Source organism: Enterobacter sp. SA197 (genome assembly GCF_054131575.1).
Genome location: NZ_CP096393.1, coordinates 1,294,350 through 1,315,891, shown reverse-complemented (window position 1 = coordinate 1,315,891; position 21,542 = coordinate 1,294,350). Strand labels below are relative to the sequence as shown.

Here is a 21,542-nt window from a genome sequence, read left to right as displayed (position 1 = left end):
GCATATTAACCCGAGGAGTTATCCAATGATGAAACGTTCTGCTTTTCGCCGGGGGGTGTTGCTGGCGGCAATGTCGGTTTTTGCGTTTTCAGCGCAGGCTGCCGAGAAAGTGACGCTGCAATTAAAATGGCTACCACAGTCGCAGTTCGCGGGCTATTACGTGGCCCAGGAAAAAGGGTTTTATAAGCAGGCAGGGCTGGATGTCACCATTAAGCCGGGGGGGACGGATATCTCCCCTGTCCAGGTCATTGCCGGTAAATCAGCTGATGTGGTGGTCAACTGGTTACCTGATGCGCTGGCCTCTCGTGAAGCAGGCGTACCGCTGGTCAATATTGCCCAGATCTACGACCGCTCCGGGATGATGCTGACCTGCAAAAAATCAAGCGGTATTAAAACCCCGGCAGATTTCAAAGGTAAAACCCTGGGCGTGTGGTACGGCGGTAATGAGTACCCGTTCTTCAACTGGATGAACAAGCTGAATCTGAAGCCGGGTAAGGACATCACTATCCTCAAACAAGGCTTTAACGTTGATCCTTTGCTACAGGATCAGGCGGCCTGTATTTCCACCATGAATTACAACGAGTACTGGCAGTTGATCGACGCCGGACTAAAAGAGACGGATCTGATCACTTTCCCCTATGAGGATCAGGGTGTCTCGACTCTGGAAGATGGGTTGTATGTGCTGGAGTCGAACCTGAAAGATCCGGCCTTCGTTGCCAGGATGGCCAAATTCCTCAACGCCTCATTTAAGGGCTGGGACTATGCGGTGAAGCACCCGGAAGAAGCGGCAAAAATTGTGGTGGCTGAAGATGCCTCCGGGGCCGCAACAGAAGAGGTGCAGACGCGCCAGATGGAGAATGTGGCGAAGCTCATTACCAACGCCGGTACGCCGAAAATCGGCTATCTCGATCCGACCGCTTACCACCGCACCATCGATGTTCTGCTGCACAGTGGTGGCGATACTCCGGTGATTAAGAACGATCCCGGCGACAGTGCAATGACTCACATCGTGTGGGATGCGGCGGCAAAACTGAATTAATTCTCACCGCCAGGGACGGCACTTCCACCGGAGTCAGCCATGCACGAAGGTTTTCTCAACGACGCGGCAAAATCACAGGATAAAGGCCGCATCCGTCAGGATAACGAAGCCATCATCCTGCCGGCCGCTGAACGGGTATTTGCCCGCTACGGTTTTCACGGTGCCACCATGCAGCAAATTGCCGATGAGGCAGCCCTCCCCAAAGCCAATCTGCATTATTACTTCGGCAGTAAAAAGCACCTCTATCTGCGGGTGCTGGAGGGCATTCTTCATGACTGGCTGGCACCGCTTGAGGGGCTCAGCGCAAGCGCCGATCCGAAACGGGCGCTGGCGGAGTACATTAATAATAAGATGGCCTTCAGCTTTGCGCGCCCGGATGCCTCACGCCTGTTCGCCAATGAGATTTTGCAGGGCGCGCAGGTCGTTTATCCCTTGTTAACCACCCAACTGCATGACCTTGTGGCCGGGAAAGCACGCATTCTCGATACCTGGATACGACGTGGTGCATTGCAGCCGATGGACACCACCCATTTCTTTTTCACCCTCTGGTCAATGACCCAAACCTATGCCGATTTTGATATCCAGATTGCCGCCGTGCTGGGGGGTGACTCGCGATCAAAGGCTGCGCAACGCCGCGCGACGGAGCACGTTTTTAACTGTATCTGGCGTATCTGTGGTTTTGACGAGGAATAACGCTGCCACGATAGAGCGAGAACGTAAGCAATAATGGTGCGATCTGCACCAAATGTGCGCAAGAAATCGAAAAAAATCGTTAATCAACAGGGTATTTATCGTCATCACGGGCGCAGAACGTGCCCATCCAGAAATGGCACGTAAATAGCAAGGTTATTCGTGAAGAACTTAACCATTTGGTCAGGTTGTTGACGACAGGGAGCGATAACCCTGCCAACTATTCAGGAGAAGCCATGATGAGCAACGAATCAGGTAGCAATGCGCCGGGGATTAAGCCCGGTCGTTGTGACCCCACCGAGTACGTTCGCGCCTTTGCCGATTGCGCCCCCCCGCTAAGCGCTGTGCAGGCGGTTATCGAAGCAGAACGCTGCCACTACTGTTTTGACGCCCCTTGTACCCGCGCCTGCCCCGCCGGGATCGACGTGCCGGGTTTTATTCACCGTATTGCCCAGGGCAACGTGCGCGGCGCGGCAGAAAATATTCTTATGGCCAATGTGCTGGGAGGCACCTGCGCCCGCGTCTGCCCGACCGAAACCCTGTGTGAACAGAAGTGCGTGCGTAAAGACCAGGAGGGTCGGCCACTCGCTATCGCCCTGCTACAACGCCACGCTACCGACCATTTCTTTGCTTCGCCGGGTAAGCCGTTGTTTACGCGCGCCCCTTCTTCCGGCAAACGTGTCGCAGTGGTGGGCGCAGGTCCGGCGGGTCTGACGGTAGCGCATCACCTTGCAGTGGCCGGGCACGATATTGATCTTTTCGATACCCGAGGCAAAGCCGGCGGACTCAATACCTACGGCTTGGCCCGTTACAAAATCAGTGATGATGCTGCTGCAGACGAGGTAGCCTGGCTGCTCTCCATTGGCGGTATCACGCTGCAGTGCGGCAGGACGCTGGGGCGAGATGTCACCCTCGCGGCATTACGTCATGACTACGATGCCGTCTTTCTTGGTCTCGGCTTAAGCGGCGTAAATCAACTGGATAACCACGGCGCGGAACCTGAAGGAGTACGCGAAGCGGTCGATTTTATCGCCGAACTGCGCCAGTGCGCTGATCTTAGCCTGTTGCCTGTGGGGCGTAACGTCGTGGTGATAGGCGGCGGGATGACCGCCGTGGATGCCGCCGTGCAGGCGAAAAAACTTGGCGCGCGGGAGGTCACGCTGGTTTATCGCCGTGGCGAAGCCCAGATGAAAGCCTCTGAAAAAGAGCGCCAGTGGGCCAGAGCCTGTGGTGTCGTTCTGCGACTCTGGGCAGCTCCCCTGCGCTTTGAAACCGACAACCATCAGCTTACGGGGGTCACTTTTCAGGTGATGCATGAAGAAAGCGCAGGAGGGGAGTCGCATCAGGAGTCGTTCACCCTTGCCGCTGACATGGTGTTGAAAGCCATCGGTCAGACGTTTGACCCGGCACCGACCGAGCACGCCATTGCACTCAAGCAGGGGCGCATTGCGGTTGATGATAACGGTCGTACCTCACTTCCAGGCGTCTGGGCAGGCGGCGACTGTTGCGCTGGCGGTCTGGATCTGACCGTGGATGCCGTGCGCATGGGCAAACTCGCCGCCCATTCTATGGCGTTATTTCTTGCAGGCCAGGCTACCGATACCGCCGGGGTCACTGCTTTTCAGGAGCGTATTCATGGCTAGTTTACAGACCAATTTTCTGGGTATTAACAGTCCGAATCCTTTCTGGCTGGCCTCCGCGCCGCCAACTGACAAAGCGTACAACGTCGAGCGTGCGTTTCAGGCAGGCTGGGGTGGCGTGGTCTGGAAAACGCTGGGGCATGATCCCCACGTGGTTAACGTGAGCGGCCCACGTTACGGCACGTTGCTGGGCCACGATCGACGGATTCTTGGACTCAATAATATTGAACTCATTACTGACCGTTCGCTGGCAATCAATCTTGAAGAGATAGCCCGTATTAAGCAGCGCTGGCCAGATCGTGCGGTCGTGGTCTCCATTATGGTGCCCTGCGAAGAGGACGCCTGGCGCACCATTCTGCCGCAGGTTGAAGCCACCGGGGCAGATGGCATCGAGTTGAACTTTGGCTGCCCGCACGGGATGAGCGAGCGCGGAATGGGGGCGGCTGTCGGTCAGGTGCCTGAGTATATCGAACGGGTCACTCGCTGGTGCAAACAGTATTGCAGCCTGCCGGTCATCGTCAAACTCACCCCTAATATTACCGACATTCGTTATCCGGCTCGGGCAGCTCACGCCGGGGGGGCTGACGCGGTGTCGCTGATCAACACCATCAACTCGGTGATCGGCGTGGATCTCGACAGGATGTTGATGTCGCCGCATACCGGCAGCCAGGGGTCGCACGGCGGCTACTGTGGCCCGGCGGTCAAACCCATCGCGCTGAATATGGTCTCTGAAATTGGCCGCGATCCATACACCCGTGGGCTGCCGATTTCCGGTATTGGGGGGATATCTACCTGGCGCGATGCGGCAGAGTTTATTGCGCTGGGCTGCGGCACCGTTCAGGTCTGCACCGCCGTCATGGTGCATGGTTTTCAGATTGTGCGCGACATGATAAGCGGCCTGGAAAATTACATGGATGAGAAAGGATTCAGGTCGCTGGACGATTTTCGCGGTATGGCGCTGCCAAGCGTTACCGACTGGCGTTTTCTCAACCTGAATCACGTGGACAAAGCAGTAATAGACCAGGCCTCCTGCATTAAATGCGGACGCTGCCATCTGGTTTGTGAGGATACCTCGCATCAGGCAATCGCCGCCTTCACCGAAGGTGAGCGCCATTTTGAGGTCAAGGAGGAGGAGTGCGTCGGCTGTAATCTGTGTGCCTCGATTTGCCCGGTAGAGAACTGCATCTCTCTGCGTAGCCTGCAGCCGGGCGAGGTGGATAAGCGCACCGGTAAGGTTGTGACGGAAGTCTATGCCAACTGGACGACTCACCCGAATAACCCGATGGCGAGGTCGGCGTAAAGCCAGGTGTTCTCCCCCTCACCCCGACCCTCTTCCTCAGGGAGAGGGAGAAAACCGAAAGGCCCCCTAGCCCTCTCGGGAGAGAGCGAAAGGCAAGATGGCACTCAATCGATCCCCTCGCCCCTTCGGGGAGAGGGTTAGGGTGAGGGGAAAAGCGCTCATCCATTTCACAACAGGCACACTGGAGATACACACATGCGTAATCTGTTAATTAAAGGCGGCACCGTCGTTAACGCAGACCACCAGCGGCACGCCGATGTACTCTGCACCAACGGCGTTGTGGCCGCCGTCGGCAACGCCTCGCAGTGGGATCTTCCCGCTGCTACTGACACCCTGGACGCATCGGGGCTGTACGTTATGCCGGGCGGCATCGATCCTCATACCCATATGAACTTCCCGTTTATGGGCACCACTACCGTGGATGATTTTTACAGCGGAACCGCTGCGGCTCTTGCCGGCGGAACCACAACTATCATCGATTTTGTTATCCCCAATCCGCAACAACCACTACTGGACGCCTATCATCAGTGGCGCAGCTGGGCGGAAAAATCGGCTGCCGATTACAGTTTTCACGTCGCCATTACCTGGTGGGATGAGAGCGTACGTCAGGAGATGGGGACGCTGGTGCAGCAGGAGGGCATTAATAGCTTCAAACACTTTATGGCTTATAAAAACGCCATCATGTGTGATGACGAAACGCTGATGAACAGCTTCCGCCGCTGCCTTGAGCTGGGGGCTATGCCCACCGTCCATGCCGAGAATGGCGAAATGGTCTGGTTGTTGCAGCAGGAGCTATTAAAACAGGGCATTACCGGGCCGGAGGGCCATCCGCTCTCTCGCCCACCGGAAGTAGAAGGCGAAGCCGCTAACCGTGCCATCACCGTCGCCAGCATTATGGGGGTGCCGATTTACGTGGTGCATGTATCATGCCGGGAATCAGCACAAGCCATTGCCCGTGCCCGTAGCCAGGGCCAGCGCGTCTATGGTGAGGTGCTGGCAGGACATCTGGTTATCGATGAGAGCGTCTACCGCCATCCGGATTTCAACATTGCCGCAGCGCATGTTATGAGCCCCCCTTTTCGCGATAAATCCCACCAGTCCGCACTCTGGCATGGTCTGCAGTCTGGTCAGCTTCACACCACCGCTACCGACCATTGCACCTTCTGCACCGGCCAGAAAGCGGCAGGCACCGACAACTTCACCAAAATTCCTAACGGCTGCGGTGGCGTGGAAGAGCGTATGGCGGTGTTATGGGATGCTGGCGTCAACAGCGGGCGGCTGACTCCGAGCGAATTTGTTGCGGTTACATCAGCAAATACGGCGCGCTTGTTCAATATCTTCCCGCGCAAAGGCTGTGTTGCGCCGGGCGCCGATGCCGATCTGGTGTTGTGGGATCCGCTGGGCAGCAAAACCCTTAGCGCGACGACTCACCACTCACGCAACGATTTCAACATTTTCGAAGGGCGTACCGTGACAGGCGTACCCGTTTTTACCGTAAGCCAGGGCCGTATCGTCTGGGCTGAGGGTGAGTTACGCGCACGCGAAGGTGCAGGTCGTTATATCAAACGTCCGGCTTTTGGACCGGACTTCAGTGCGGCAGCGGTATGGGAACGTCATCGTGCCCCCAAAGCCGTCGCCCGTTAATTATCCTCAGCAAAGGAGTCCGTCATGAGCAGTGAAGTCGTTACTTTTGATCCCAATACCACCGCTATCAGCAGCCTACGCGTTAATGGCGAGCGTCTCTGGCAATCCCTGATGACCCTCGCTGAAATTGGCGCCACACCCAAAGGGGGCGTCTGCCGTCTGACACTCACCGATCTTGATCGTCAGGGGCGGGATCGGGTAATTGGCTGGGGCAAAGCAGAGGGGTTGTCCGTCGAGATTGATAAGATAGGCAACGTTTTTATGCGCCGGGCCGGACGAAATAACGCCCTGCCGCCGATAGTGGCCGGTAGCCACATTGATACCCAGCCTACCGGTGGTAAATTCGATGGCAATTTCGGTGTACTCGCCGCGCTGGAGGTGATGAGAACGCTCAACGAGCAGGGAATTGAAACTGAAGCCCCGGTGGAAATGGTGTTCTGGACCAATGAAGAGGGCTCCCGATTCGTCCCGGTGATGATGGGCTCTGGGGTATTCGCCGGCATCATTCCTCTGGAGGTAGCCTACGCTGCCACCGATACCGAGGGCAAAACAGTGAAAGAGGCGCTCACCGAAATTGGCTATATGGGTGAGGTTACCCCTGGGGCGCATCCCATTAACGCTTACTTTGAAGCGCATATCGAACAGGGGCCGATTCTTGAGGCTCAACACATTGAGATTGGGGTCGTGCAGGCTGTACTGGGCATCCGCTGGTATGACTGTATCGTTACCGGCATGGAGTCTCATGCGGGTCCCACTCCGATGGCGATGCGCAAAGATGCCTTGCAGGTGGCCACCCGGATCATGCAGGAGGTGGTCAACATTGCAGGGCAGTTCGCACCACATGGCCGGGGAACCGTCGGGATGGTGCAGGTGCATCCTAACAGCCGTAACGTGGTGCCAGGCAGCGTAAAATTCTCAGTCGATTTTCGTAATATGACCGATGCCCAGGTTGATGAGATGGATGTGGCATTAAACGCTTTTCTTCAGAAGGTGGAAAAGGAGACAAGTCTTGGCATTGCGTTACACCAGGTATCGCACTACCCCGCTGCCCCTTTTCATCCTGATTGCAAAGACGTCATCCGCCGGGCCGCTGAAAAACTGGGCTATTCATCAATGGATATTGTGTCAGGTGCCGGTCACGATGCGGTTTATATGAGCATGCTCGCACCTACTGGAATGATTTTTATTCCCTGCAAAGACGGTATCAGTCACAATGAAACAGAATATGCATCACCGGAACAGGTCACTGCCGGAGCAAATGTGTTATTACACGCTATGCTGGAAAAAGCCGGGGCTACTCTGAAGTCGCAAGCGTCTTGATTAAAAGATGACCCGGTTACAGGCAATCGGGTCAGTATGTGCTTTACGCGCACGATTTTTTGCAGAAATTTCGCTTTATGCTCCTCTCTTTTCGCATAAGGGATTTGACTTAAGTCCTTAAGAAGTTTACAAAAGATACTGCCTTCTGTCAGACCAACTTGCGACGCTGCCATTTCGCTCCCCCTCCTTCCTGATATGCAGGGAAAATAATGAGGGTTAACCGGTTACGACCTGTTACCGGACTTGATATTTGCAGGCATCTGTATGGAGTATCCAATGTTTTCTTTTGTCGCCCGCCAGGCGATTTTTGACGAAAATATGAACACGGTCGGTTACGAACTGTTGTTCAGAGACAGTATGACGAACCGGTTTCCCGACGTTACTCCGGAATATGCCACTGCCCAAATTATCGTAGAACAGTTTCTTGGTGCCCCTCTCGGTCGTTTGAAAGAGTACAGTGCTATTTTCGTTAACTTTCCGTATGAACTGCTGGTTCAGGGCATGGCGGAAACCCTGCCTAAAGATCGTGTTATCGTCGAGATTCTCGAGACGGCGGAGCCGACGCCACGCCTGCTAAAAACGGTCAAGCAACTCTCACAACACGGTTTTCGCATCGCGCTGGATGACTTTGAACTCGGTGACACGTGGAATGACTTTTTACCCTACGTCAGCATCATTAAGTTTGATGTGCGGGAAAATACTGCGGAAGAGATAAAACATTATATCGAGGATAAAGCCGCCCTGCTGGAAGGGACGGTCTTTCTGGCCGAGAAAGTGGAAACACTCGAAGAGTATGAACGCTTTCGTGCCCTCGGCTGCACGCTTTTCCAGGGGCATTTTTTCAGCAAACCCGTTATTCATGCGGGTAATAAACTGATTCAGAATCAGGCCGTCACCCTGAAGCTGATGAAAGAAGCTAACGCAGACTCCCCGGATTTCAGCAAAATCGAAGCGCTGCTGAAGCAGGACCTGGCCCTCTCTTTTAAGCTGATGCGCTATGCGCAAAACATTGTCTTTAACGCGCGCGGCATCAAAAATTTCCGTAGTCAGTCCCTTAAGGACATCATCTTCTATCTCGGCACCAATGAATTGCGACGTTTTGTGCTGGTAGCCTGCCTGACCTCCGTCAACGTGGTTAAAACCGATGAAATTTATCATCAGTGCCTGATCCGTGGGAAGTTCTGCGAGCTGGCGGCAGCGCGTTCTGTCAGTCGTCATTCATCAGATGATGCGTTTATCGTGGGTCTGTTTTCCCAGCTCGATAACATTTTCGAAATGCCGATGGGGGATCTGATTGGCCAGATTGATGTGTCAGCCAGCGTCATGATGGCGTTAAAAGAGCAGCGCGGACCGCTTTACCCTTATCTTCATCTGGCTGTTTTATATGAAAACCATAAATGGGAAGAGGTTAGCGCACTGGGTCACCGGTTAGGGCTGAACCGAAGTGTCATAGCGGAGCTGATGAAAACCGCCGGGCAGTGGGCTGAAGCGATCCCGACCGGTGGGGCAAATTAGCCCCTGCTGCGTTATTCGTAATTAACAATGACCTCGACGGCCGCCCTGGCCGGACCCGGCTGCGGCACTGCTTCGGTCTGGATAAAGCGAGCGGCCATTTTGATGGTGGCAGGTTTGGCGGTGGAACCCAGCGGGGAAATGAGTGTGGGATAACCGGCCACCAGAGAGGCAACAGAAACCCGGGTATTAAATGGCACCGGTTGGGCCGGATTTACTCCCGCCGCCTGAGTGGAATAATCGCCCCAGGCAAGTTGAACGCCATAGCCCTGAGCCCCACCTGCATCAAGGGCTATTGTACTACTGAGCGTATTCCCCAAATCATCATGCGTAATCTCCGCATTATAGGGAGTGATGTTAATGGAGGGTGGCTTATTTCTTTTGTTTGCCGTTGTACCGTTAACGCCACCGTAACCATATGCAGGGGACGGGCATTCAATACTAAAACTTGCATCCTTCCATGCTGAGTAGCGCTCGAAATTAAGATGCTTACCTAATAACACCGTTTGATTGTTGTCGCTCAGGTTGCAGGTGCCCACGTAATAGTTGGCGCTGCCAACAAGATTACGCGAACTTAAAGTCCAGAATGTCGAACTAAGCGCACGGTCGGCGGTCATCATTGCCGGATCCAGAGTATCCCCCGCTGCTGCGGGCATAATACCCTGCAGAATCATTGGTCCAGTCACTGCGAAAGGTGACGTGCCGACAGAAATATCGCCAGGTATTTTCCACAACCGGATAGCGACATTTTGACTGAAGATACGATTCATGCCATTAGCCATTACCGTGTTCACTACTAATACGTCCGGCCAGACGGGGATCGGTGGTGTTCCGGCAGCATCCTGACTATTGACGGAAATACCAATACCGCTGATGTTAGTAGGGTAAATAACATACCCGGCATGCGAGGTGTCGCCCGGCCCAGGAACATTGTCTAATGAAGCCCCAACAGCCATGTTTCCCCCGGCTGGAGTGGTTTTGCAGCGGGCAGCAACGCCGCTGGAGAGGTTCATTTGTATTAGATAAAGCTCGGTGTAATTGGCGACATGAGAGCTAACAGTGACTTTAGCTGGGGAAATTTCAAAATTAACCGGGGACGGACTATTTCCTGATGTGCAGAAAACTTCTTTTGCATCTAATTTCGCGCCATAACTCAAACAAAGAAATATTATAAATACCATTTCTTTAAGAGGAACAGAGATAAGCCTGCAATTAATTATTTCCCTTATGTATTCCCTCATAGCCGTCAGCACTCTTAATGAATAGCCAAAATCTTAGCAAAGACCTTTGGATGTTATCTTTTTTATCTAATAGTAACAAGCCTCCACTAGCTCCGAATAAGAACATTAAAAAAACGAAACATTCTCCTTTTGCCTTAAAAAAAACCTCAGGATATTCTCGATATTCATTCAGCAATCATATTATTTAGAGATTATTATTTCACACGAGAAATATGGAAAACATAATGCATAAGAAAAGTAAACGAGTAAATATAACCCGTTAAACCCAAAGAGAGCCATTAACCTTTCTTATTTTAAGATGTAAAAAAGGCGGTAATCGAAATTACCGCCAAAAATATGACAAGAGAGAAGAGGAGGATAATTAAGGTGTCGCTGCTGCCAGCGCACCGCCAGGCGTTGAAACACGTCCTGGTGACTGGTAAGTCTGACACGGCATAGTGAACTGCTGCGGCAAGCCCTGCATTTCTTTGTCTTTTGGCTCAGGCGCAAGCACATAACTGACCTGACAGCGATTGTGCATCTCTTCGCCCCATTTAACCGTCAGCGTACCTTTATCTTCTTCAACGCGGGCGTAGATCAAGCCCCCCTGAGTAACAGTACCTACGTTAGCATTTTTTTCGTCGAAGACTTCTGCACCAAAGGGAACGGGTTCACCGCCGAACATGGAACGAATCAGAACCGCGGTCCCCCGGTGAGTCTCAAATTTCACTTTGACCACTGCCCCGGCGCGTGGAACCACATTTTGCGAAGTATTTTCAAACTCCACATCCAGCGAAGAACCTTCCGGGTCGATGCCTACGGTATTTATGCTATATGGCACCAGTGATGGATAAAGCGCATAACCAAAGTTGTCGACTTCAGCTCCGGCATAACCCGCTACTTTCGCCCCTTTCGCGCCTTTGGCTTCAATCAGCGCAAAGGTATCACTGTTAAAGGGAGAGAGAGTAACACCGCCTGAGTGGGCTACAGCGGCACCGCTCAGACTGAGCGAGCTGCTCCTGTAATCTCTACCTTTACTGAAGCTGCCGTTTAATGTTGCAACACTGCCCTGCCAGCCTGCCCCAATACTACCTGATGACCCGCTGTAATTATCATGGCTTGCGGTCATGTTGTAGCTGTATTTATTACCTTCACCCAACACCCCGGACAGCATGGCCTGTTCACTTCTGCCGCCGTCACTATTTTCGTTATAACGCAGGCTCAGATAGGGAGCACGTGTTTCATAGCCATCCCACAACGGCATGGATACGCCAAAATACCAGTTTGTTTGCTCGTGCCCGTTGGCTGCCTTACTGCGCCCGGCGCTGATACTGTAGTTCAGACGCCAGAGATTGTTGGAGTAGCCCATCTGGTAATAGGTGTTATAGCCCTGTTTACTGTTCCAATAATTCTCCGTCGATGCGCTGAGGTAAATATTACCCCAGCCCTTCGGCAATCCCTGATTAAGACTGATATTAAAGCGATTTTTAGAGCGCCAGACGCTGTCCACGCTGTAGCCCTGTTTAACGTTATTGCGCGTCTGTAGGGCAGTAAGGAATTCCATGTAGTTTTTACTGGAAAAACGGTACGCAGCAAGGGTGATATTACTGTCGGTTTCGTTAATAAGCTTACTATAACTGATGCGATAGCTCTGGCCTTTAAGCGTGCCGCCGCCTTTTTCTCCAACATCGCTACTGGAGAAGGTTACGTCTGCGCTCAGCGCACCAAACCCTGTCCCCAGTGCTGTTCCAAGCTGGGCCGACTGGTAATTTTTACTGTATTGAATGCCACCATAGCCAGTAAAAAGGTTACTCAGGCCACGTTGATAGGTTGCTTCATAGAACATCGGTTCATCGTCGAGGCCGGTATTACGAAGTTTACCCGCGGTAAAGCTGTACTCATGTACGCCAGGTCGCAATAACTGGGCCACAGAAGCATAAGCCATACTGTACTGCTGTACGCTGCCATCAGCTTCAGTAACAGTGACTTCGAGGTCCCCACCGTACCCTGCGGGATAGAGGTCATCAATAACAAACGCACCCGGGGTCACGGTAGTTTCGTAAATAATGTTGCCCAGCTGGCGAACTGTCACTTTGGCGTTGGTTTTGGCGACACCGCGAATTTCCGGGGCGTAACCGCGCTGCACATCCGGCAACATACGTGGATCGCTGCTGATACGAGCACCTGTAAAAGGCAGGGAGCTGAATATCTGACCGGTGGTATTATTTTCCCCGGCAATAAACTGGCTGCGCAGCAGTGCAATATCTCGCTGCACATACGTATTGGTTACAATGTATTCTCCGCCCTGATCTTTGTCCCAGTTATAGGAGCCGTTGTGGCGTAACTGCCAGGCACCCACGTTGAGGCCCGCGTTCATGGACGCGAACATCGAACGGGAGTCATAGCCGCCGCTGTAGCTGGAATCATAACCGTTGACATAATAACCGAGGGTAAGTGCAGGTATACCACTTTCCCATAGTTCCGGACTCACCGCGCCGCGCATAGCGCGACTGACCATTGCCTGAGGAAGGGTAATATCCAGACGTTGCTCGCCGCTATCGAAGTCCACTTTAGCCTGGGGGATCAGTTTTTCAAGATCGGTACATTCATGTGCCGCTTCGATGGTTTCACGAGCTTCGGTCTCAAGACGATCTTCTTTTAAATTGATAAGGCGAACCAGTTTCGGGCTTAAACAAGGATAGACACGTTTGTCTGCTCCCTCTTTAAACTCCACTTCTTCGCTGTTCACAATTGGCATGTCGTTGAGGTATACGCTGATGCGGTATTTTCCCGGCGAAGCGCTGGAACCGTAGGCAAAGCGATCAAGGTCCACTTTATTGTGACCCATCATGCGTAACAGATCGTCTTCAAATTCGACCACATTACGCGAATATTCATCCGGGTTTGCGGCTGCAATCTCTTCCACGTCTTTACTGGCTATTTCCTCCCCCCATACCGGGAAGGCCATTAATAATGACAACGCCACAGGTGACAACCGGCCACGAAATGGCGATATTTTACATCTGGCGTTAGACAAATCCATAAGACCACTCCAGAAATCCGTTAATCCATTAACCGCAAAGCGCAGAGGTATTGATATTATTTATTTTTGTGCTTTGGCTTCAGTGAGCGCACCGTAATCATTAATAGCGTGGTAATTTAATTTATTTAAATCCGTTACTTTCGCATTTTGGAATTTGTAATGCTGAGCCTCTCCCGGCCCAATCATTTTTCCTTCCAAAATTTCCTTGCCATATTGTAAAACCTGCAATGAGACGAAATAGGGCGTCGGGTTAGTCACATCCACACCACCGTCACTGGCGACATTCCACTTAAGCTGGCTAATTGCCTGAAACGCGTTGCCTTTTAACCCTTCCGGACGGTAAAACATCTTAATACGTGAACGAAAGGCGATATTGAGCCGACTCTGATCGGCTTTAATGCCTTTAGCTTTTGCCGGTACTTCCAGCACATTAATCCAGAAGACGGACTCTTTATCCTGGGGCAGCGGTGGAGAACCTAAGTAGGTAATACGTAATGTCTGTGCTTTACCTGCATCCACACGGTTAATTGGCGGCGTTAATACAAACGGAACCGCAATCTTCCCTGGTATGGCTTTTTCTTTGCCGGCATCCATCCAGTTTTGAATTAATACTGGGGAAGCATTATTGTTGGTAACCGTGACCGTTACTTCTTTTTTCTTGCCGTGATAAATCACGCGCGTACCGCTTAATACAACACTCGCCTGCGCCAGGTGTACTCCGCAGGTAATTAAGGCAACCAGGGCTACCACAGCGCATTTAATACAATGACGCAATCCCATAAATGCTCCTGTTGGAAAAAGGGGCATTGCTGCCCCATTTTGTATTATTGATAATCCAGATCGTAACTTACGAAACCACGCACCATACCGGGAGTAGCTGTACCAGTGGCGATATACTGAACATAATATTGCAACCCAACCTGGGTACTAGGTTTAGCTGGAGCCGTGTTACCAAAGGAGGTAAACAAAGATGAGGCTTTTTGCGATGCTGTATCCCCTACTTTAATTGGGGCAAGGTTGCTATCGAGCAGTTGCAATTCAACATTGGTTGCACTCGGGTAAGCATTCGCACCCGTCGTCGCTGGCCAGGTACGGTCAGTGGAATTGGCACCGGTGTTAACCATGTCAGCAATGTTCAGCAAATTACCGGACGTTGTATTAACGTTATTGTAATAGGCTGAATCATATCCCGTGGTAGGGTTGACGGAGTTATTGATGCTGCCAGCACCAAGCGGCCCACCGAAAATCGCACGCACCTTAGTGATGTTAATGACGTTACCTGTCGGCACGTCATTTACATCTCGTTCACTGATTTTACCCAGATTGCACGTTGTGCTGTTAAAAGGGTTGCTGCCCACTAACAACGTAAAGCCCTTACGCCCTGCAGTGTCGCTTGCAGCCGCCAGTTGCGATGTCGGTACGGTAGGCAGAATAACGGTATTATTGGTGCGCGCCGGGCCTGAAGCGTTATCAGTGTTTGCAACAGAGACCAAACAGGTGCTGTCGGTGATTTCACCGATAAATTCAATGGTACCGCCGTTGGTGGTTTCGGTACCTGCATGTGCCGCGCCCATTGCCAGTGCAGCCAGCACAGATGATGCAATCAGAAGCTTTTTCATATTGTGATGTCCCATAATTGAGATAAAAATTGCAAACGTCCATTTGCTTAATGAGTAAGCAGATAAAGATGGCAGTGCAGTCATAACACTTGCAGCGACAGACAGGTCGGAACCAGTAAGAGATTTCTTATGCATCGCCATCTTCTCGGGCACAAATTTATCTTTAAATGTGATACACACATAATCCATCAAACCCTAAAAATGTTTCACTATAAAAACCGCAAGAAACCAGACGATAAATCCAAAACATTAAATACATGTAGAATTAAAAATTTCTCGTATGCTCTTTTATTGCTTTAAATCAATCTCTTCATCAACAGTTTTCAAGAAAATTTTTCAGCTTTTTCACGTTTTTTAAATAGAACTAATATTAATTAACTGTAAAACAATGAGTTACAAACGAGTCTTTCTTACTTTTATTTAAATTTACGTAAAGAAAAAACACATGTCGCCACAATAGCGATGCCAGACCTGGAGAAACACATTTCCCTGAAATATATATAGCGCTTTAACGGGCTCGACTGATAACTTTAAATAATACATACCAGCCAACATGAATAGCACGTTAATAAACTGACGTATTTCTTATATTTTCCCGCATGTACTTAATTCGTATACTACCGCTTCTTTATGTTCACTTCGTGACCAGATGCAGTTACATATATAAAGGAAATGAATAATGAACAAAACATTATTTGGATATATTATCGGTCAGGATATCCAACTGGATCTTATTCATAAACATCTTATTAATGTCAGCGGCCGCAGTCGTCCAGGTAAACGAGACCGCATCCCCCTGCGTGATACAAAATTGCGTTTGCTGATGTTTTTACTGGCACATGGCGGTAAAGGTGTTATCACCACCCAGAGGCTGATGTCCCAGGTCTGGGACAAACACGGTCTGCGCTCATCGGCACCGCGGTTGTGGCAGGTCATGCAGGATCTTAAACTGACCCTAAGCATGATAGGTATTGAAGACGACTTTATTATTCGGGTAGATAATCGGGGCTACCAAATCAAGGCAGATATCGTCACCGCGCTTTATTGTGAGAACCGTCAACAGAGTGAAGATGTCGAAAAAAACCGTGCAAAATTCATAACGAAAACTCAACCGTCGCTCGCATCATGAGTTGAAATAGCGTTCACCCAGGTTTTATTTCATCATAAATTACATAGCGATAAGTATTAATGCCAGGCGTTACCCCGCTTTTATTTGTTCATAAGGGTAATGAGTCCATTCCATTTATTCATGAAAAATAGTGATACAGCTGGGATTTTGAAAACCAGCTCACTACTTTGGATAGGCTTATGTAACGAATGGCCAGCTGGTCTCCCCTTCTGAAGGGATGGATTTTCTTTCAGAAGGGGCATTTTTTACGATGAGCGCGCGTACGCTGTTCTGGGTTAATCTGCCACGACAACCCGGTTACGCCCCTGTTTTTTTGCGGCATAGAGGGCATTGTCCGCGCGGTTTATCAATGTACTGGCAATCATGTGCTGTGGCGTGTCATGGGGCAATTTATTGCTGCAATCTAACGTGGCTATCCCGATGCTGATAGTCAGAAACCCCAGCGGGCTCGAGTAGTGCGGCAGCTTGAGCGCATTTATCTGCGCACGAAGACGCTCTGCAACCGTCAGTGCAGCGGCTTTATTCGTATCGGGAAGGATGACGAGAAACTCCTCCCCCCCATAACGACTGACATTGTCATCTCTGTGAAGCAGAGATGACACCAGGGAGCGGGCAACCGTTTGCAAACACTCATCCCCGGCCTGATGCCCCTGGCTATCGTTAAATAGCTTAAAGAAATCGATATCCACCAGACATATGGAGAGCGGGTACTGTAGCTCACTGGAACGGGCAATCTCGTTAAGCAGGCACTCATCCATGTAGCGCCGGTTAAATAATCCGGTCAGGTGATCGTGTTGCGCGTGACGCTGCAAAACCTGATTGGCTCCGGCCAGTTTCTGTTCTGCCTGACGCCGCGCGGTGATATCCACCCAGGTAACCGACAGTCCGACCACATTACTACTCGCGTCGGTGACAGCAACGGACTGCGTATCATAACAACGATCGTGCCAGATGATTTCGCGGCCGGGAATGGACTCTCCCATATCGGCCAGCGCAAAATCTTCTTCGAAAAGGTGCCAGAATTCAGGCATCAACTCTGAAAAGTGCCGTTGAAGAAGCTCGTCAGTATTATTGTGCAGCAGACGCGCCATTGCTTTGTTAGACATCACAAGATACCCGTATCTGTCTATCATGCAGAGCGCCACTGGCGTGGTGTCATAGATGGTTTCAAGCTGGAGAACTCGCTCCCCCAGATTCGAAATATTACGATCCACGCCCCGGTAACCGCGAAGCTCCCCCTTATCATCAAATAAGGGAATACCACTGGTTTCCAGGACGACAACGCGCCCGTCCGCGCGTCTGTTTCGATTGACCAGTCCCGAGAATGCCCTTTTTTCCGCCACAATTTCCAGAAAAGTCCGCGCAACGCGTTCTGCTTCACCTGGCGGCATAAAGTCAAACGGCGTTTTGCCAATCACCTCATCGGGAGGATAACCAAGCAAGTCGGTGACCACTTCTGAAGACCAGGTATAGCGTCCCTGGGCGTCGACTTCCCACACCCAATCTGAATTGTCATTCAGCAGTGCATACAGATGATGAATGTCGTCGTCTTGCAGGATCACCTGCTTATTTTTATCGTTCATTGTTATGATCCGCTTGCCTTTCTCCACCCGGTCAGCCGGGCCAGGCGGGATTTTCCACCTGCAATATTACTGCATGACAACGCACCCATCATGGATGCGATTAATGTAAGTGTTTTACTTATTCATTACAATAATGGCAATTAAGACAAAACCGAAACGGCCTTTCGCTCTGTAAATACCGTGTTCGTCCGCGTTGCGACTTAAAACCGGCAAAATGCAACAAAACATGAATTAATGAGCAGTGTTCATAAGTGCCAGTACGCTCCTCGCTAACCGTTGTTTAAGCGGGCCCTGTTTCAGCCCCTTCACTGCTCAGCCTTTTTGGGAAACCGTACTGCCCGCATCGGCGTTAAGACGGGTCATATCGTACAAACCAATGGCCGTGATAAGCGCAATAATCACAAACCCAAGTTTGAATGCCATCCCCTGAATATCTTCATAACCCAGCCAGTCGGTAAGCAACCCCCCGGCCCGGATACTGAGCGCGCCCAGCGTAACCCCTAATCCGCTGGCCAGTTGTAGCGAGGTACTAAACAGGGTATTAGCCGAGCTCATCTCGCCGGGTGGCACCTCGGCAAAGGCCAGGGAACTTATCCCTGTAAACTGCATTGAGCGACTCAGCCCACCGATAAACAGCAGCGTCAGAGTGAGCAGTTGCGGCGAGTCGGGTGCCAGAAAAGCACATAAGAAGAGAGACAACACGCAGACGACCCCATTGCCAATCAGCAGCCGTCTGAAACCAAAACGGCGAATCAGCGGCGTGGTAGCGGGCTTCATGGCGAGGTTTCCGGCAAACACGGCCAGCACCAGCGCACCGGCTTCGAAAGCGTTCATCCCGAAACCTACCTGGAACATGAGCGGCAGCATAAAGGGGGCTGAACTGATCGTGGCGCGCAGTATGAATCCGCCACGCATGGTAATGCGAAAAGAGGGAACCGCCAGCGCCGTCAGACTAACGAGCGGCGCGCGCGCGCGGCGGAGATGGCGTAAGCTCCAGACCAGGGCCATCAGTCCAGCCGCCAGCGTTGCCGCCGCCTGCCACAGGCTGACATGCTGCTGACTGAACATCTCAAGCCCCGCGACCAGGCACAACATCGTGATACCGGTAGCGAAGAATCCCTGAACATCGAACGGACGTTTTTCCTCCTCCGCAAGACCAGGCATCATGCGCAGTGCCAGAATGATAGCCACGATCCCAAGCGGGACATTCAGGAAAAAGATCCAGTGCCAGCTGGCATAGGTGGTAATAAAACCACCCAGTGGCGGACCAATAATCGGGGCCACCAGCGCCGGCCAGGTCAGGGTCGCAATGGCTTTAATCAGTTGGTTTTTTGGTGTAGTGCGCAGTACCACAAGTCGCCCGACCGGCACCATCATTGCCCCGCCTACCCCCTGAAAAATGCGCATCAACACAAATTCCGTCACGCTGTGGGTCAGTCCACATAGCAGCGAAGCCAGGGTGAAAATTCCAACTGCAAGACTGAAGATGGTGCGGGCACCAAAGCGCTCGGCGATCCAGCCGCTCGCGGGAATCAGCATAGCCAGCGTCAGTAAATAGGCGCTGATGCCTATATTCAGATCGATGGCGGAGACGCCGAAGGCTTTCGCCATGTCCGGCAGGGCGGTGGCAATGACCGTCCCGTCAAGAAACTCCATAAAAAATGCGCTGGCAACCAGTAGCGCCACGCCGGAAATTCGTTTGGGATCTTTTGCCCCTTCCCGAGCGGTTTCTGCCTGAGCGGTATCAGACGAGGCCATAATGTGCCCTTAGCATAAATAACCTTTTGCCGATGCAAAGGTCTGACAGGATGAAAAAGTTGTTATACCAAAAAATGGTTAGCACGATAATGACTTTCGCTAAAGAAAGGCCTCGTTTTGAAATGATGCAAATTTTCATTCCACTTACTGCAGCACGCTCTCACTCGCAATGTTCAGTTAACGACATCCTCCTCCCGACACGCTTTACGCCTTGTTGATGTTCCGTTTGTTCTTCCCTTATTAACCATAAGCTAACATCTACCTTATCCGGTGAGCGCAAGCGGCGCTCATCACCTTCCCTGCATTTGAGGTTTTCGCTATGCAACACGAAGAACAACGGCTTATCGAGGGGCTTTTTCAGCGTCTGAAACAAGCGGAGCAGCAAAGCGGTGCAAGGGATGCACAAGCCGAACGGATAATTGAAGCATATGTAAGGCAACAACCCGCCGCCGCGTATTACATGGCTCAGTCGATCCTTATTCAGGAGGCTGCATTAACGCGGCTGCATGACCAGGTACAGGCATTACAAAACGAGGTCGCCACGCTTAAAACGCAACAACCTGCTGGCGGCAGTTTTCTCAGTAGCCTGTTTGGTGGCGGGAAAACCCAGCCCCAGGCCCAGCAGGGCAACACCGGCACACCACCACCATACTCCGCTTCCGGCACACAGTTGCCACCGGCTGCGCCCTCTCGTGCGGGCGGGTTTATGTCTGGTGCACTGCAAACGGCGGCCGGGGTCGCGGGCGGGGTTGTGCTGGCCGATATGCTGACCAGTATGTTTCATCACGCTCAGCCGGAAGAGATAGTGAATATCATTGAACCCCCGGTAACACCGGAAGCGGATTTCACACGCGATCACTCCTGGGGCGACCCCAGTCAGGACAGTTTCCTGCAAGCTTCGGATAACCGCGTGGACGGCCTCAGTGAGGACACCCGAGACCCCTTCTTTGATCAAAGCAGTGACGATGATTTTGATACCAGTAACGACGACGATGGGTTTATCTGATCGTCTTTCGCCCTCATCTTCCCCTGTCCCTCGCCGGATGGGGGCTTAACTTCATGCCGGGTAAAACCTGTTAGTGATATCCGGCGATGAGCGTCGCTCACCGGTGCAGTGATTATTTTGACCGGGTTAAAGGTTATTTTTATTCCTGGTGGTGAGTCTCTGCGTTATTGATTAAAGAGAGCGTAATTGCAATGCTTCGCTACCAGGATATTCCCTCTGCGCCTGATAAATGCTGGAGGGATAGCGTACTTTACGAAATGAGAATCAGAATAATTCTCAGCCATTACTTCGCGATTAATTTCCTGCCCTGAGAACCTGAAAAAGCTCCCCTCAAGACGGAATGCAGAGAACACGTCTCGATTAAGAAAGCCTTAAGATTTACATCAGCAGGCACTATTTTTCTTTGCCATACTCTTTTTACATTAATGGTCTTTTCTCGCCGGGCATATAAAATTAATATCATGACGCCTGCGCGCCAGCCCGGATACGACACATGATAATAAGAGGCTCATCGATCACCACATGAAAGACAGGAAAGTAGACCCCATCGCAAAAATCGCTATGCGCAGCCGAGGCATTACGGTCAAGGAGAAACGGGTCCGTTATCAGGGGGAAATAATTGTCTTCAGGTTCAATCAGGACCACTATGACGTTTACCTGAATGACGAAAAAGTAGGCGATATCGTCACCCACAACATCAATGACGCCATCGCAATCTGGAAACAGCGCAAATCTAAGTTATAAATCCAGTCAATCATTTGCCCGTTATTCATTATTCTCATTTCCGCTACCGTCATTCACACAGCGTAACGCCTTTTCTCGCGCCAAAAACAGACTGCATAAATAACATGCAGTCTTGTGTTTACAAAGAAACCGATGTTACAACGAAAACTCCGTTTGGCCTTAACGTGCAAAACACTTTTACTCTGCAATGTGTTTCACCTTACGCACGACGTAACGTCGCCAGATGGCAATCTTCAGCTTTGGAAAAAAATGTATCATTATTCCGCCATAGCGAAGCGGCGAAGGTAGCGTGCAC

General features: G+C 51.4%; 16 protein-coding genes. 10 read left to right on the top strand and 6 right to left on the bottom strand.

Annotated features, from left to right (window positions below):
* Nucleotides 1-25: 25 nt before the first annotated feature.
* From M1D91_RS05920 to M1D91_RS05890, 7 genes are all read left to right on the top strand, one after another.
* Nucleotides 26-1,039, top strand: a complete 1,014-nt coding sequence (locus M1D91_RS05920; protein WP_437433720.1) for an ABC transporter substrate-binding protein — start codon at nt 26-28, stop codon at nt 1,037-1,039.
* Between the two features lie 39 nt (nt 1,040-1,078).
* Nucleotides 1,079-1,732, top strand: a complete 654-nt coding sequence (locus tag M1D91_RS05915) for a TetR family transcriptional regulator C-terminal domain-containing protein (RefSeq protein ID WP_437433721.1) — start codon at nt 1,079-1,081, stop codon at nt 1,730-1,732.
* Nucleotides 1,733-1,965: 233 nt separating this feature from the next.
* Nucleotides 1,966-3,372: an NAD(P)-dependent oxidoreductase gene (locus M1D91_RS05910; RefSeq protein ID WP_437433722.1), complete on the top strand. Its 1,407-nt coding sequence runs from the start codon at nt 1,966-1,968 to the stop codon at nt 3,370-3,372.
* Nucleotides 3,365-4,669 (top strand): NAD-dependent dihydropyrimidine dehydrogenase subunit PreA, encoded by a 1,305-nt coding sequence (gene preA, locus M1D91_RS05905; protein WP_437433723.1) that lies wholly within the window; start codon nt 3,365-3,367, stop codon nt 4,667-4,669. Before M1D91_RS05910 ends, preA begins: the two co-directional genes overlap by 8 nt.
* A 195-nt stretch (nt 4,670-4,864) precedes the next feature.
* Nucleotides 4,865-6,313, top strand: coding sequence for a dihydropyrimidinase (gene hydA, locus M1D91_RS05900; protein ID WP_437433724.1), 1,449 nt, complete (start codon nt 4,865-4,867; stop codon nt 6,311-6,313).
* Between the two features lie 24 nt (nt 6,314-6,337).
* Nucleotides 6,338-7,633, top strand: a complete 1,296-nt coding sequence (locus M1D91_RS05895) for a Zn-dependent hydrolase (RefSeq protein ID WP_437433725.1) — start codon at nt 6,338-6,340, stop codon at nt 7,631-7,633.
* A gap of 276 nt (nt 7,634-7,909) precedes the next feature.
* Nucleotides 7,910-9,148: an EAL and HDOD domain-containing protein gene (locus M1D91_RS05890; RefSeq protein WP_437433726.1), complete on the top strand. Its 1,239-nt coding sequence runs from the start codon at nt 7,910-7,912 to the stop codon at nt 9,146-9,148.
* 11 nt (nt 9,149-9,159) lie between these two features.
* Here M1D91_RS05890 and M1D91_RS05885 read toward each other — a convergent pair whose 3' ends face one another.
* The 4 genes from M1D91_RS05885 to M1D91_RS05870 form a co-directional block, all read right to left on the bottom strand.
* Entirely contained in the window at nt 9,160-10,101 is a 942-nt protein-coding gene (locus M1D91_RS05885; protein ID WP_437433727.1) for a hypothetical protein, read from the bottom strand.
* Between the two features lie 646 nt (nt 10,102-10,747).
* A complete protein-coding gene (locus M1D91_RS05880; RefSeq protein WP_437433728.1) occupies nt 10,748-13,408 on the bottom strand; it encodes a fimbria/pilus outer membrane usher protein in 2,661 nt (886 codons plus the stop codon).
* A 60-nt stretch (nt 13,409-13,468) separates the two neighbouring features.
* Complete coding sequence (locus M1D91_RS05875) at nt 13,469-14,188, bottom strand: fimbria/pilus periplasmic chaperone (protein ID WP_437433729.1); 720 nt, start codon at nt 14,186-14,188, stop codon at nt 13,469-13,471.
* Between the two features lie 44 nt (nt 14,189-14,232).
* On the bottom strand, nt 14,233-15,162 hold the full coding sequence (locus tag M1D91_RS05870; RefSeq protein ID WP_457976074.1) for a fimbrial protein: 930 nt from the start codon (nt 15,160-15,162) through the stop codon (nt 14,233-14,235).
* A 544-nt stretch (nt 15,163-15,706) separates the two neighbouring features.
* On the opposite strand from M1D91_RS05870, the gene M1D91_RS05865 reads away from it, so the two are divergent.
* Complete coding sequence (locus M1D91_RS05865) at nt 15,707-16,156, top strand: winged helix-turn-helix domain-containing protein (RefSeq protein WP_437433731.1); 450 nt, start codon at nt 15,707-15,709, stop codon at nt 16,154-16,156.
* A 275-nt stretch (nt 16,157-16,431) separates the two neighbouring features.
* Here M1D91_RS05865 and M1D91_RS05860 read toward each other — a convergent pair whose 3' ends face one another.
* Together M1D91_RS05860 and M1D91_RS05855 are read right to left on the bottom strand one after the other, a co-directional pair.
* Entirely contained in the window at nt 16,432-17,739 is a 1,308-nt protein-coding gene (locus M1D91_RS05860; protein WP_437433732.1) for a sensor domain-containing diguanylate cyclase, read from the bottom strand.
* A 312-nt stretch (nt 17,740-18,051) separates the two neighbouring features.
* Nucleotides 18,052-19,497, bottom strand: coding sequence for an MFS transporter (locus M1D91_RS05855; protein WP_437433733.1), 1,446 nt, complete (start codon nt 19,495-19,497; stop codon nt 18,052-18,054).
* Nucleotides 19,498-19,816: 319 nt separating this feature from the next.
* Here M1D91_RS05855 and M1D91_RS05850 point away from each other — a divergent pair, with 319 nt between their 5' ends.
* Together M1D91_RS05850 and M1D91_RS05845 are read left to right on the top strand one after the other, a co-directional pair.
* Complete coding sequence (locus M1D91_RS05850; RefSeq protein ID WP_437433734.1) at nt 19,817-20,503, top strand: DUF2076 domain-containing protein; 687 nt, start codon at nt 19,817-19,819, stop codon at nt 20,501-20,503.
* A 522-nt stretch (nt 20,504-21,025) separates the two neighbouring features.
* Entirely contained in the window at nt 21,026-21,247 is a 222-nt protein-coding gene (locus M1D91_RS05845; RefSeq protein ID WP_437433735.1) for a hypothetical protein, read from the top strand.
* Nucleotides 21,248-21,542 lie beyond the last annotated feature (295 nt).

Bases quoted from the DNA above. Each gene is read 5' to 3' on its own strand.
- M1D91_RS05845 (WP_437433735.1), top strand. From the start codon at position 21,026: ATGAAAGACAGGAAAGTAGACCCCATCGCAAAAATCGCTATGCGCAGC.
- M1D91_RS05875 (WP_437433729.1), bottom strand. From the start codon at position 14,188: ATGGGATTGCGTCATTGTATTAAATGCGCTGTGGTAGCCCTGGTTGCC.
- M1D91_RS05855 (WP_437433733.1), bottom strand. From the start codon at position 19,497: ATGGCCTCGTCTGATACCGCTCAGGCAGAAACCGCTCGGGAAGGGGCA.
- M1D91_RS05865 (WP_437433731.1), top strand. From the start codon at position 15,707: ATGAACAAAACATTATTTGGATATATTATCGGTCAGGATATCCAACTG.
- M1D91_RS05880 (WP_437433728.1), bottom strand. From the start codon at position 13,408: ATGGATTTGTCTAACGCCAGATGTAAAATATCGCCATTTCGTGGCCGG.
- M1D91_RS05890 (WP_437433726.1), top strand. From the start codon at position 7,910: ATGTTTTCTTTTGTCGCCCGCCAGGCGATTTTTGACGAAAATATGAAC.
- M1D91_RS05850 (WP_437433734.1), top strand. From the start codon at position 19,817: ATGCAACACGAAGAACAACGGCTTATCGAGGGGCTTTTTCAGCGTCTG.
- M1D91_RS05895 (WP_437433725.1), top strand. From the start codon at position 6,338: ATGAGCAGTGAAGTCGTTACTTTTGATCCCAATACCACCGCTATCAGC.
- M1D91_RS05860 (WP_437433732.1), bottom strand. From the start codon at position 17,739: ATGAACGATAAAAATAAGCAGGTGATCCTGCAAGACGACGACATTCAT.
- hydA (WP_437433724.1), top strand. From the start codon at position 4,865: ATGCGTAATCTGTTAATTAAAGGCGGCACCGTCGTTAACGCAGACCAC.
- M1D91_RS05885 (WP_437433727.1), bottom strand. From the start codon at position 10,101: ATGGCTGTTGGGGCTTCATTAGACAATGTTCCTGGGCCGGGCGACACC.
- M1D91_RS05870 (WP_457976074.1), bottom strand. From the start codon at position 15,162: ATGCATAAGAAATCTCTTACTGGTTCCGACCTGTCTGTCGCTGCAAGT.
- M1D91_RS05920 (WP_437433720.1), top strand. From the start codon at position 26: ATGATGAAACGTTCTGCTTTTCGCCGGGGGGTGTTGCTGGCGGCAATG.
- M1D91_RS05910 (WP_437433722.1), top strand. From the start codon at position 1,966: ATGATGAGCAACGAATCAGGTAGCAATGCGCCGGGGATTAAGCCCGGT.
- preA (WP_437433723.1), top strand. From the start codon at position 3,365: ATGGCTAGTTTACAGACCAATTTTCTGGGTATTAACAGTCCGAATCCT.
- M1D91_RS05915 (WP_437433721.1), top strand. From the start codon at position 1,079: ATGCACGAAGGTTTTCTCAACGACGCGGCAAAATCACAGGATAAAGGC.